Annotated in this window: 10 protein-coding genes; 2 read left to right on the forward strand and 8 right to left on the reverse strand. The window is 63.5% G+C overall.

The annotated features are described in order from the left end of the window. Nucleotides 1–6: 6 nt before the first annotated feature. From ACEN84_RS28660 to gcl, 4 genes are read right to left on the reverse strand one after another with little or no spacing between them, the layout of a single operon-like run. On the reverse strand, nucleotides 7–1,284 hold the full coding sequence (locus ACEN84_RS28660) for a glycerate kinase (protein ID WP_413711430.1): 1,278 nt from the start codon (nucleotides 1,282–1,284) through the stop codon (nucleotides 7–9). Between the two features lie 59 nt (nucleotides 1,285–1,343). Further along, nucleotides 1,344–2,228: a 2-hydroxy-3-oxopropionate reductase gene (locus ACEN84_RS28665; RefSeq protein WP_413711431.1), complete on the reverse strand. Its 885-nt coding sequence runs from the start codon at nucleotides 2,226–2,228 to the stop codon at nucleotides 1,344–1,346. Between the two features lie 4 nt (nucleotides 2,229–2,232). Beyond that, complete coding sequence (gene hyi, locus ACEN84_RS28670; protein WP_413711432.1) at nucleotides 2,233–3,048, reverse strand: hydroxypyruvate isomerase; 816 nt, start codon at nucleotides 3,046–3,048, stop codon at nucleotides 2,233–2,235. Nucleotides 3,049–3,060: 12 nt separating this feature from the next. Beyond that, entirely contained in the window at nucleotides 3,061–4,845 is a 1,785-nt protein-coding gene (gene gcl, locus ACEN84_RS28675) for a glyoxylate carboligase (RefSeq protein WP_413711433.1), read from the reverse strand. A 166-nt stretch (nucleotides 4,846–5,011) separates the two neighbouring features. Here gcl and bhcR point away from each other — a divergent pair, with 166 nt between their 5' ends. Continuing rightward, on the forward strand, nucleotides 5,012–5,839 hold the full coding sequence (bhcR, locus tag ACEN84_RS28680; protein WP_413711434.1) for an HTH-type transcriptional regulator BhcR: 828 nt from the start codon (nucleotides 5,012–5,014) through the stop codon (nucleotides 5,837–5,839). Nucleotides 5,840–5,901: 62 nt separating this feature from the next. On the opposite strand, the gene guaD is transcribed toward bhcR, so the two are convergent. Next, nucleotides 5,902–7,236: a guanine deaminase gene (guaD, locus tag ACEN84_RS28685; protein ID WP_413711435.1), complete on the reverse strand. Its 1,335-nt coding sequence runs from the start codon at nucleotides 7,234–7,236 to the stop codon at nucleotides 5,902–5,904. Further along, nucleotides 7,233–8,474: a urate hydroxylase PuuD gene (locus ACEN84_RS28690; RefSeq protein WP_413711436.1), complete on the reverse strand. Its 1,242-nt coding sequence runs from the start codon at nucleotides 8,472–8,474 to the stop codon at nucleotides 7,233–7,235. The genes guaD and ACEN84_RS28690 overlap by 4 nt, the downstream gene beginning before the upstream one ends. 136 nt (nucleotides 8,475–8,610) lie before the next feature. Here ACEN84_RS28690 and ACEN84_RS28695 point away from each other — a divergent pair, with 136 nt between their 5' ends. Continuing rightward, nucleotides 8,611–9,552, forward strand: coding sequence for a LysR family transcriptional regulator (locus ACEN84_RS28695; RefSeq protein WP_413711437.1), 942 nt, complete (start codon nucleotides 8,611–8,613; stop codon nucleotides 9,550–9,552). On the opposite strand, the gene xdhC is transcribed toward ACEN84_RS28695, so the two are convergent. Together xdhC and xdhB are read right to left on the reverse strand one after the other, a co-directional pair. Continuing rightward, on the reverse strand, nucleotides 9,495–10,373 hold the full coding sequence (gene xdhC, locus ACEN84_RS28700; RefSeq protein WP_413711438.1) for a xanthine dehydrogenase accessory protein XdhC: 879 nt from the start codon (nucleotides 10,371–10,373) through the stop codon (nucleotides 9,495–9,497). The two genes, ACEN84_RS28695 and xdhC, sit on opposite strands and share 58 nt — an antisense overlap. A gap of 4 nt (nucleotides 10,374–10,377) precedes the next feature. Continuing rightward, on the reverse strand, nucleotides 10,378–12,732 hold the full coding sequence (gene xdhB, locus ACEN84_RS28705) for a xanthine dehydrogenase molybdopterin binding subunit (RefSeq protein ID WP_413711439.1): 2,355 nt from the start codon (nucleotides 12,730–12,732) through the stop codon (nucleotides 10,378–10,380). Between the last annotated feature and the right edge of the window lie 2 nt (nucleotides 12,733–12,734).

Genomic DNA, 12,734 nt, shown 5'->3' on the forward strand with positions numbered 1-12,734 from the left:
TATTGATCATTCGGATGGCTGGATCAGGATCGCCCTGAAGTCGTTGACGTTGGTGCCGGTTGGTCCGGGGACGAAGAGATCGCCGAGCGCATTGAAGGCGGACCAGCTGTCGTTATTGGCCAAAAGATCGGCGGCATCCATCCGGCGGCTGAGAAGACGGTCGACGGTGGTTCCATCGGCGAAGGCACCCGCATTGTCTTCCGAGCCGTCGATGCCGTCGGTATCGGCGGCCAGCGCCGCGATGCCGTTCAATCCGGCAATGCCGCGGGCGAAAGAGAGCAGGAATTCCCCATTGCGCCCGCCCCTCCCCGTCCCCTTGATCGTCACCGTCGTCTCGCCGCCCGAGAGCAGCACGACGGGCTTCGAAAACGGCCGGTCGCGGCGGGCGATTTCGGCAGCAATGGCCGCATGCATGCGGCCGATTTCGGACGCCTCTCCCTCGATTGCATCGGAAAGGATCACCGCTTCGATACCGGCGTTGCGGGCAGCCTTTGCTGCCGCTTCCAGGGAAACGCAGGCGGACGCTACTAGATGCACTTCGTTTCCTGCGAAGCAGGCGCTGTCCGGCTGTGGCGCCGGGTCCCTGCTCGCGCGGATATGGCGCACCACCGCTTCGGGGAGATCGAGGCGGTAGCGATCGATCAGCCGCAGGGCGTCGGCGGCGGTGCTCGTATCCGGGATGGTCGGCCCGGAGGCGACGAGGGCGAGGTTGTCGCCTGGAATGTCGGAAACGACGAGAGAGACGACGCGGGCCGGATGGGCAAGTGCCGCCAGCCTGCCGCCCTTGATGCGCGAGACCTGCTTGCGGACGGCGTTCATCGCATCGATGGGTGCGCCTGAGGCAAGGAGCGCCTTGTTGACGGCGATCTCGTCGGCGAGCGTCAGGTCTCCGGCAGGCGCCGGAAGCAGCGCCGAGCCGCCGCCGCAGATGAGGGCGACGACGAGATCGTCCCTGGTCAGGCCGCTGACCGCCGCCATCAGTCTGGCGGAAGCGGCAAGGCCGTTCTCGTCCGGTACTGGATGGGCGGCTTCGAGGATTTCGATGCGTTCGCAGGGCGCGGCGTAGCCGTAGCGGGTGACGACGACGCCGGAGAGCGGGCCATCCCAAAGCCGTTCGAAGGCGCGGGCCATCTGTGCTGCGCCCTTGCCGGCGCCGATGACCACAGTGCGGCCTTTCGGCTTGTCAGGCAGGCAACCGGTCAGCGCCTTGTCTGGATCGGCCGCTGCGACGGCGGCCTGGAAGAGGCCTTCCAGAAAAGCGCGGGGATCAGCGATCGGCGGCATGTGGGGCTCTCCTGATGTTGGGAGGGCTGGCCGGAATTGTCGTCCGGCCGGCCCCATTCTCATGCAACGGCGTGGTTGGCCATCCGCTCCAGCGCGGTGACCAGACCGGAATGATCGAGGCCACTGTCGCCATTGGCGGCGCACTGGTTGAAGAGTTCCTGCGTCGCCGCGGTGTTGGGCAGCGAGATGCCGAGCGTCTTGGCGCCCTGCAGCGCGAGGTTCAGGTCCTTCTGGTGCAGCGAGATGCGGAAACCCGGCTCGAAGGTGCGGTTGATCATGCGCTCGCCGTGAACCTCGAGGATGCGCGAGGAGGCAAAGCCGCCCATCAGCGCCGAGCGTACCCGAGCCGGATCGGCACCGGCCTTCGACGCGAAGACCAGCGCTTCGGAGACCGCCTCGATCGTCAGCGCGACAATGATCTGGTTGGCGACCTTAGTGACCTGGCCGTCGCCGCAATCGCCGACCAGCGTGATGTTCTTGCCCATCAGCTGCAGGAGCGGCAGCGCGCGGTCGAAGCTTTCCTGCGAGCCACCGGCCATAATCGACAGCGTCGCATTCCTGGCGCCGACCTCGCCGCCGGACACCGGAGCATCGATATATTCGGCACCTGTTTTGCGCACCCTGGCGGCGAAGTCCTTGGTCTCGATCGGCGAGATCGAGCTCATGTCGATGACGAGCTTGCCGGCAGATAGGCCGTAGGAAACGCCGTTCTCGCCGAAGAGAACGTCCTTCACCTCAGGCGTATCGGGCAGCATCAGGATGATGATGTCGACGCTTTCAGCGAGCGCCTTCGGCGTCTCGACGAATTGCAGGCCGCTGTCGAGCAGTTCCTGGCGCGGCGGAATGGCGAATTTCGAGGTGACGATGGTGTGGCCGGCATTCTGCAGGTGGCGGGCCATGGGCGTGCCCATGATGCCGAGGCCGATAAATCCGATTGTTGCCATGGTGTTAGCTCCTGATCTTGAGAATGTCTGCGCTGACTGGCGCTCGCAAGGCGGCGGCGAACCAGCCGAGCCCGGCCTCGGTCGTCGTGCGCGGCTTGTATTCGCAGCCGATCCAGCCGCCATAGCCGAGGGCGTCGAGTTGTTCGAAAACGAAGGGATAGGCGATCTCGCCGGTGCCCGGTTCGTGCCGGCCGGGATTATCGGCGAGCTGGATATGGGCGATCTTCGGCTGATGCTTCGTGAAGGTGCCGATCAGCTCCCCCTGGGTCCGCTGCTGGTGATAGAGGTCGTACTGGATGAACAGGTTGTCGTTGCCGACTTCGGCGATCAACGACGCAGCCTGATCCGGCGTATTGAGATAGAAGCCCGGGATATCGAAGCGGTTGATCGGCTCGATGAGCAGCCGGATCCCGTGCTTGCCGAGTTCTGCGGCGGCGTATTTCAGGTTGGCGACGAAGGTCGTCCGCAGCACCTCGTGCGGCAGGCCGACGGGCGCGATGCCGGAGAGGCAATTGACCTGCGGGCAGCCGAGCGTCGTGGCATATTCGATGGCTTCGGCAACGCCGCGGCGGAACTCGTCGATCCTGTCAGGCAGAATGGCGATGCCACGTTCGCCGCCCGCCCAGTTGCCAGCCGGCAGATTGTGCAGCACCTGCGTCAGGCCGTGAAGGTCTAGCGCGGCGCGCAGCGCTGCCTTGTCGAACTCGTAGGGGAAGAGGTATTCGACGCCCTGGAAGCCGGCTTTCGCGGCAAGCGCGAAGCGCTCCATGAAGGGCACCTCGTTGAAGAGCATGGTCAGATTGGCGGCAAATTTCGGCATTGTGTTCTCCTCCTAGTCCAGCAGCGCCAGCGTCGCGGTCGGGGCGTCCTCGCCGCGCTCGGCAAGGTCCTCGAACTCAATGACTGCATCGATATCGACGCCCATGGCAATATTGGTGACGCGTTCGAGGATGAACTCGATGACGACAGGCACCTGATGCTCGTCCATCAGCCGCTTGGCGTTCGCGAATGCCTCCTGGAATTCGTTGGGGCTGCGAACGCGGATCGCCTTGCAGCCGAGGCCTTCGGCAACCGCGACGTGGTCGACGCCGTAGCCGGGTTCGGCCGTGCCGGAGGCATTGATATTCTCGAAGGCGAGGCTGACCTCGAAATCCATGTTGAAGCCGCGCTGCGCTTGGCGGATGAGGCCGAGATAAGAATTGTTCACGACCACATGCAGATACGGCAACTTGTGCTGCGCGCCGACGGCGAGTTCCTCGATCATGAACTGGAAATCGTAGTCGCCGGAGAGCGCGACGATCGGCCTGTCAGGATCTGCGGCACGTACGCCAAGCGCTGCCGGCAGCGTCCAGCCGAGCGGGCCGGCCTGGCCGCAATTGATCCAGTTGCGCGGCTTGTAGACATGCAGGAACTGGGCGCCGGCGATCTGGCTGAGCCCGATCGTCGAGACATAGCAGGTATCGCGGCCGAAAGCCTTGTTCATCTCTTCGTAGACGCGCTGCGGCTTCAGCGGCGTCTGGTCGAAATGCGTCTTGCGCAGCATCGTGCGCTTCCGGTCGCGGCACTCGTCAGCCCATGCCGACCAATCGGCGAGCTTGCCGGCGGCCTTCCATTCGGTGGCAACATCGAGCAGCAGCTTCAGCGCTGCACCGGCATCCGAAACAATACCGAAATCGGGAGCGAAGACGCGGCCGATCTGCGTCGGCTCGATATCGACATGCACGAAGGTACGGTCCTTCGTATAGGTCGCGACATTGCCGGTGTGGCGGTTGGCCCAGCGGTTGCCGATGCCGAGCACGAAGTCGGAGGCGAGCAGCGAGGCATTGCCGTAGCGATGCGATGTCTGCAGCCCGCACATGCCGGCCATCAGCGGATGATCGTCGGGGATCGTGCCCCAGCCCATCAGTGTCGGGATGACGGGGACACCGGTGATTTCGGCGAATTCGATCAGCAGATCGGAGGCATCGGCGTTGATGATGCCGCCGCCAGCGACGATCAGCGGGCGGTGGGCCTCGTTCAGCATCGTCAGGGCCTTCTCGGCCTGGGCGCGGGTGGCCTGCGGCTTGTAGGCGCCGAGCGAGGCATAGGTGTCGATGTCGAACTCGATCTCGGCCAACTGAACGTCAACCGGCAGATCGATCAGAACAGGCCCGGGGCGGCCGGAGCGCATGATGTGAAACGCCTTCTGGAAGACGAAGGGAACCAGCGCCGGTTCCATGACCGTAACTGCCCATTTGGTGACGGGGGCCGCGATCTTGGAAATATCGACCGCCTGGAAATCCTCCTTGTCGAGGCGGGCGCGCGGCGCCTGACCGGTGATGCAGAGGATCGGGATCGAGTCGGCCGAGGCCGAGTAGAGGCCGGTGATCATGTCGGTTCCTGCCGGACCCGACGTGCCGATGCAGACGCCGATATTGCCGGCGCTGGCGCGGGTGTAACCTTCCGCCATATGGCTTGCGCCCTCGACATGCCGCGCCAGGATGTGGCGGACCGAGCCGCGCGCCTTCAGCGCCGAATAGAATGGGTTGATCGCAGCGCCCGGAACACCGAAGGCGCAATCGACGCCTTCCTTCTCCAGAACCAGTACCGCTGCATCGACAGCTCGCATTCTTGCCATTGGATAATCCTCCGTATCTGGAAGATGAGGCTAACGCATCCTGCACACGGCGCAATTCAAAAGTGGAAATCAATACCATCATGTGGAAATAAACATTTTCAATGAATCTGGAACAATCGCTCGTGTCCGGCTATGTCATGACCACCGAGGGACAGGAGATGACGGCATGGCGGAGCATCAGGAAAAAGGGAGAGGCCGGCCGGGGCGAAAGCCGTCCGAGAACGCGGCTCCCTCCTCGGTCCAGGTGCTCGACCGAAGCCTTAAGCTTCTGGAACTGGTGGCAGAGGCTGAAGGTGCTGTCCTCACCGATCTTGCAGAGCAATCCGGCATGGCGCCCTCTACCGTACACCGGCTGCTGACGTCACTCGCGCAGCACGGCATGGTCACGCATGATGGCGAGACCGGTGCGTGGACGATCGGCGTCAAGGCTTTCGAGATCGGCACGGCCTATCTCCGCTTCCGCAAGCTCGGCACGATCAGCCGTCCGTTCCTCAAGCAGCTGATGGATGAATGCGGCGAGACCGCCAATATCGCGATCGAGGATGACGGCGACGTGGTCTTCATCTCGCAAGTGGAAAGCCACGCGCCGATGCGCGCCTTCTTCCGGCCGGGACGGCGCGGGCCGATCCATGCCTCAGGGATAGGCAAGGCCATCCTCTCGACATGGACGGATGAGCGGATCGGGACGCTGTTGGCCGGCCGGCCGCTGCAGCACTTCACCGGCAAGACGCGCGACAGCCTGCCGAAGCTGCTTGGCGATATCGCGGAGATCCGCGCCCGCGGCTGGTCCATCGACGATGAGGAGCACACGCTCGGCATGCGCTGCGTCGCCGCGCCGATCTTCGACGAATATGGCGAAGCGGTTGCCGGCATATCCATCTCGGGTCCGGCCGTGCGGCTGCCCGATGAGAAGATCGCGGCCATCGGCCCGTTGGTACAGACCGTGGCCGAAACCCTGACCAAGGCGATGGGCGGACGCTCGAAACGGCCCTGAGCTTAAATGCAAAGCGCCGGCCTTCGTGAGGGCCGGCGGCAGGATTTGATCTGATCGAGAGATCAGGCGGTTTCGAGCTGTCTGTCGGCCGTCGCGCGCCGGGGCTTCTTCATCGCCTTGCCTGCAACATAGACCTCGGCGATGCAGCGGTCGTCGCCCATCGTCTGCAGGATAAAGAGTTCCTCGACCAGCGACCGCGCTGTCCGCATCCGGTATTCCATCGCAGACTTGGCGCGGGAATCGAGGATGACGATATCGGCCGTCACACCCGGTTCCAGCGAACCGATCTCCTGCTCGAGACCAAGCGCCACGGCATTGCCGCGCGTCATCCGGTAAAAGGAGTTGAGCGGCGTCAGCCGCTGGCCCTGCAGATGCAGCACCTTATAGGCCTCGTCCATCGTCTCCAGCATCGAGAAGCTGGTGCCGGCGCCGACATCGGTCGCGACCGACCAGCGGGAGCCGAGCTTGTCGAAACGGGCGCTGTCGAACAGGCCGGATCCGAGGAAGAGGTTCGATGTCGGGCAGAAGACGCCGACCGCACCGGTCTCCGCGAGAACCGAGATTTCCCTGTCGCTCATGTGGATGCAGTGGCCGAGCAGCGTGCGCTCGTTGAGCAGGCCGTAGCGCGCATAGATATCCGTATAGTCCTTTGCCGCCGGATAGAGCGAGGTGGCGAAGGCGATCTCATCGAGGTTCTCGGAGAGATGAGTCTGGACATAGCAATCCGGATGCTCGGAAACCAGCGCCTTGCTCATCTCCATCTGTTCCGGCGTCGAGGTGATGGCGAAGCGCGGGCTGATCGCGTAGCGGGCGCGGCCCCGGCCATGCCATTTCTCGATCAGCCGCTTGGTTTCGGCATATCCACGCTCAGGCGTATCGCGCAGCGCTTCCGGCGCATTGCGGTCCATCATCACCTTGCCGCCGATGACGCCCATGCCGCGCTGTTCGGCGGCGGAGAAATAGGCATCGACGCTCTCCGGATGGACCGAGCAATAGGCGACGGCGGTCGTCGTGCCGTTCGAAAGCAGCTCGTCCATGAAACGCCCGGCGACCTCTGCCGCATGCGCGGAGCGGGCAAACTTCTGCTCCTCCACGAAAATATAGGTGTTCAGCCATTCCAGCAGCTGCGCGCCATAGGAGGCGATCGCCTGCGTCTGCGGGAAATGCAGATGCGTGTCGATGAAGCCCGGCAGGATCAGGTTCGGGCGGTGATCCTCGACCTTGATATCGGCGGCGGCGAGTTTCCTGACATCGCCATAGACGCCCGAAGTGACGATCTTGCCGCCGCGCACCAGAACCGCACCATCTTCGAAATAGCGATAGGAGGCATCGTCATCGATGCCCTGCGGCTCGGAGATGAAAGTCAGCACGCGGCCGCGGATCAGGATATCGGTCATTGGGTCTTCTCTCCGTTGATGGCGCTCTCGTACCAGGACACAAGCAGGCGCCGTTCGTCGTCGGTGATCTGGGTGACATTCGCGGGCGGCATGGCATGCGAGCGGCCCGCCTGCAGGTAGATCTCGCGGGCATGGGCGGCGATGTCGCGGTCAGTTTCCAGGGTCACGCCCTTTGGCGGCTTAATGATCCCCTCCCACCCCGGCTCCTGCGCATGGCACATGGAACAGCGCCCGAGCACCGTATCGCGCACCTTCGGAAAGGTCTCGGCGGTGACGAAGGGCTGCTGGGCTGCCGAAATCTTCGCCTCCGCCGCATCGCCGGTCAGGATTTTCGGCACCGTCGACAGCCACATGATGCAGATGAAGATGATGACGGTGACGATCCAGGTCCATGTCGGATTGCCGGCATCGGCGTGGCGGGTGTTGAAGTAGTGGCGGATGGTGACGCCCATCAGGAACACCAGCGAGGCGATGATCCAGTTGAACTCGGTGCCGAAGGCCAGCGGATAGTGGTTCGACAGCATCAGGAACAAGACGGGTAGCGTCAGATAGTTGTTATGCGTCGAGCGCTGCTTGGCGATCTTGCCGTATTTGGGATCCGGCGTGCGCCCGGCCAGCAGGTCGGCGACGACGATCTTCTGGTTCGGAATGATGATGAAGAAGACGTTGGCCGACATGATCGTCGCCGTGAAAGCGCCGAGATGCAGGAAGGCGGCGCGGCCTGTGAAGAGATGCGTATAGCCCCAGGCGACGAAAACCAGGATGAAATAGAGCGCCACCATCAGCCGCGTATTGTCGTTGCCGAATGGCGACTTGCAGATCAGGTCGTAGATGATCCAGCCGCCAGCGATCGTTCCGAGCGAGATGGCAATAGCCACCGGCTTGGACACGTCGAGCACGTGAGGATCGATCATGTAGAGATCCGCCCCGGCATAATAGACGAGACAGAGCATGCCGAAGCCGGAAAGCCAGGTAACGTAGCTCTCCCATTTGAACCAGACGAGGTGGTCGGGCATGTTGGCCGGTGCCACCAGATATTTCTGGATATGGTAGAAGCCGCCGCCGTGGACCTGCCATTCCTCGCCGAAGGCGCCGGGCGGCAGGTCGGGGCGTTTCTTCAGACCAAGATCGAGCGCCACGAAATAGAAGGAAGAGCCGATCCAGGCGATTGCCGTTATCACATGCAGCCAGCGGACGGCGAATGTCACCCAATCCCAGGCGATGGCATATTCGTACATGGAGACCTCCCAGTTATCGGGAACGGTTCTGCCATCGCGCGACTTCCCCGGAAATCCCGTGAAATCCTCGAACACTTTCAAAAAAATCTATAAGATCGCGGCCGCTGTCCCATGAAATGATGTGGTAGAAGGCGCTATGTCCTATCTCGACAACATCCGCGTCTTCGTTCGCGTGATCGAACTCGGTACGCTTTCCGCCGCGGGGCGCGACCAGCGCGTGACGCCGGCTGTCGCCAGCAACCGCATCAAGGAGCTGGAAAGCCATCTCGGCGTCCGGCTCTTCAACCGGACGACACGAAAGCTGTCGCCGACGGAGCATGGCCGCGTCTTCTATGACGGGGCGGTGAAGATCATCGAAGCCGTCAACGAGGCAGAAGGCGCCATTGCCGACCTGTCGCGCAATCCCAAGGGGTCGCTGCGCATCACCGCGCCGCTCGGCATCGGCCGCCGGCTGATCGCCTCGGGCATCCCCGAGTTCCACGACAAATATCCCGATATCGAGGTGCGGGTGCGCCTCTCGGACCATAATGTCGACATCCTCGCCGAAGGCGTCGATGTCGCCTTCAAGCTCGGCGTGCTCGAGGATTCGAACCTGCGCATGCGCGGCATCCTCAATTGCCAGCGCGTGCTCTGTGCCTCGCCGGACTATATCGAACGGCGCGGCATGCCGGAGAATGCGGATGCGCTGATCTCGGACAAGCACGACTGTCTGCTACTGCGCTATCCGGGCTCCAAGGAATACTTCTGGACGCTCCTGACGGCCGAAGGCCTGCGCAAGTTCGAAGTCGGCGGCCCTTATGACAGCGATGATGGCGACGTGCTTACGCAATGGGCGCTCGAGGGACGCGGCATCATCAACAAGCCGCTCTTCGAGGTGAAGGCCTATCTGAAAGAAGGACGGCTGGTGGAGATTCTGAAGGACAGCCCGCCCGCCTCCGTGCAGCTTGCCGCCCTCTATCCGCACAAGCGCTTCCAGGATCCGAAGGTCCGGCTGATGATCGATTTCATGGCCGACCGTTGTCAGCGGCTGATCGGCAAGCTGCTGGATGACGAACCCGCCGAGACCGAAGGCGCCTGAGCACGCCTTGCCGACCAGCTCAGCGCCGCCGTCATAATCTCGGCGGCGGCGAGCGTTGCAATGACGGCCGGTCGCTTGTCCTTCACGACGGTTCCGCCGATCGGGCAGACGAGCTTGTCGAACAGCTCTGGATGACCGACCTCGCGCGACAGCCAGTTGCGGAAGGTCGCCCGCTTGGTCGATGAGCCGATCATGCCGACATAGGCGGCATCGGGGCGGCTGAGCGCGTCGGCAGTGATCAGGAAATCCAGCGCATGGTCATGGGTCAGGATCACGAAGCTGCTGCCGGCCGGGGCATCGTGGACGACCGCTTCCGGTATCGCCGTCAGGCAGGTCTCGATCCTGGGCACGGTCGAAGCTGCCAGCTCATCTTCGCGTGTATCCACGAGAATGACGCGCAGGGGCGCGAGCGATAGCGCCATAGCCAGCGCATCACCGACATGGCCCGCTCCGAACACATAGACGTGCGGGCGCGCAGCAATCTCCCGATCGCTGCGCGCAACGAGATCCCGTGCAAGGCGGGCATCGACCGCCGTCAGCGCAAGGTTGACCCGGCCGCCGCAGCACTGGCCGATCTCCGGGCCGAGCGGCACGTTCATCGTGCCTGCAGCCGTCCGCAGCCTTAGCGCCCGGCGCGCCTGATCGATCGCCATATGCTCAAGCTGGCCACCGCCGATCGTCGAGAAGATCGCCCGCTCTGAGACCAGCATCCAGGCATCGGTATCGCGCGGCGTCGAACCGGCCGCACCCACGACCTCGATCAGGATCGATGCCGGTTCGCGGCGCAGGAAATCCCGGATGTCTTCACGCGCGGCAGGCATGAGCTCACTCCTTGTTCGCCGCTTTGAGGCGCTCGATCGCCATCAGCACCCGCTCGGGCGTTGCCGGCGCGTCGAGGCGCGGGCAGATCCTGTGATCCGCAACGCTGGCAACCGCGTCCGAAAGAGCATGCAGCACCGAGAGGCCAAGCGGAAGGGGCGGCTCGCCGACGGCCTTCGAGCGATGGACGGTCGGCTCGTAGGCCTGCGACCAGTCCGTCAGCGCGACGTTGAAAATCTTTGGCCGGTCGGAGGCGAGCGGAATCTTGTAGGTCGACGGCGCGTGGGTGCGAAGCCGCCCCTTGCCGTCCCACCACAGTTCCTCGGTCGTCAGCCAGCCCATGCCCTGAACAAAACCGCCCTCGATCTGGCCGATATCGATGATCGGGTTCAGCGAGCGGCCGGTATCGTGGAGGACATCGGTGCGCTCGACGACATATTCGCCGGTCAGCGTGTCGATCGAAACCTCCGAGCAGGCAGCGCCATAGGCATAGTAATAGAAGGCATGGCCGCGGCCCTTGGCGCGGTCCCAATGGATTTTCGGGGTCTTGTAGAAGCCTGCGGCGGAGAGCTGGACGCGGGCCATATAGGCCTTCTTGACCAAATCGTTGAAGGCGATCTCGTTCGCGCCGATCCTGACACGGTTGGGCAGGAAGATCACCTGCTCGGCAGGCACCTGATAGGTCTCGGCGGCAAAGGCGATCAGCCGGTCCTTGATCTGCCGGGCGGCATTCTGCGCCGCCATGCCGTTCAGGTCGGCGCCGGAGGAAGCAGCCGTCGGCGAGGTGTTCGGCACCTTGGCCGTCGTCGTCGCGGTGATCTTCACCCGGTCGAGATCGATCTGGAATTCCTCGGCCACGACCTGCGCGACCTTCAGATGAAGCCCCTGCCCCATCTCCGTGCCGCCGTGATTCATGTGCACGGAGCCATCGGTATAGACGTGCACCAGCGCACCGGCCTGGTTCGATTCCGTCTTGGTGAAGGAGATGCCGAACTTGACGGGCGTCAGCGCGATGCCGCGCTTGACGACGCGGTTCCGGGCATTGAACTCCTGGATCGCCCGGCGGCGGCCGGCATAGTCGGCGCTCTCCTCCAACTCGGCGACGATCCGCTGGATGATGCAATCCTCGACCTTCTGGTGATAGGGCGTGAGATTGCGCTCCCCCTCGACGCCCATGGCGTCGTAGAAATTCAGCTTGCGGATTTCGAGCGGATCCTTGCCGATGGCAAAGGCCACCTCGTCGATAACGCGTTCTGCGCCGACCATGCCCTGCGGTCCGCCGAAGCCGCGGAAGGCGGTGTTGGAAACCGTATTCGTATAGAGTGGCGCCGATTTCGCATGCACCGCCGGAAAGAAATAGGCGTTGTCGCAGTGGAACAATGCGCGGTCGCCGACGGGGCCGGAGAGATCGGCGGAGAAACCGGCACGCAGCGCGAACGTATAATCGATCGCCAGGATCCGGCCTTCGTCGTCGAAGCCGACATCGTAGTCGATCGCGAAGTCGTGCCGCTTTCCCGTCGCGGTCATGTCCTCGTCGCGGTCTAGGCGGAGCTTGACCGGACGGCCGAGCTTCTTGGCCGCGATCGCGGCAAGCGCCGCACATTGGTTTGCCTGCGTTTCCTTGCCGCCGAAGCCGCCGCCCATGCGGCGCACCTCGATCGTCACGGCATTGCTTGGCACGCCGAGCGCATGGGCAACCATGTGCTGCGTCTCGCTCGGCCCTTGGGTGGAGCAATAGACGATGATCTCGTCATCCTCGCCGGGAAGCGCCAGCGACACCTGTCCCTCGAGATAGAAATGGTCCTGGCCGCCAAGGCGCATGCGGCCCTTCACACGGCGCGGCGCGCTTTCGAGCCCGGCCGCAGCATCGCCGCGTTTCAGCGTCAGCGGCGTCACGACCTGGCGATGGGTCGAAACGTCGAGGTCCCATATGTCGATCTCGGCCGGCAGTTCCTCATAGGTGATCTTTGCCAGGCGTGCTGCGCGGCGCGCCTGCTCGCGCGTCTCGGCAATGACGCAGAAGATCGGCTGGCCGTGAAACTCCACTTTGCCGACGGCAAGCACCGGATCGTCGTTCATATAGGACGGCGAGATGTCGTTGATCCCCGGCACATCCTCATGGGTCAGCACCGAGACGACGCCGGGGGCAGCCACAACAGCGGAGAGATCGAGCTCCTTCAGGATGCCGTGTGCGACGTTCGACAGGCCGAGCCCGGCATGCAGTGTACCCGCGGGTTCGGCGATATCGTCGATATAGATCGCCGTACCGGCAACGTGCTTGTGTGCGGAATCATGACGCGGGCTGGTATGGACGCCGCCGGTGATCGTTTCGGCCTTGATGTCGGCAGTGTGCTTGTTCATGG

This window comes from Rhizobium sp. Rhizsp82, assembly GCF_047325115.1.
Classification (GTDB): Bacteria; Pseudomonadota; Alphaproteobacteria; order Rhizobiales; family Rhizobiaceae; genus Rhizobium.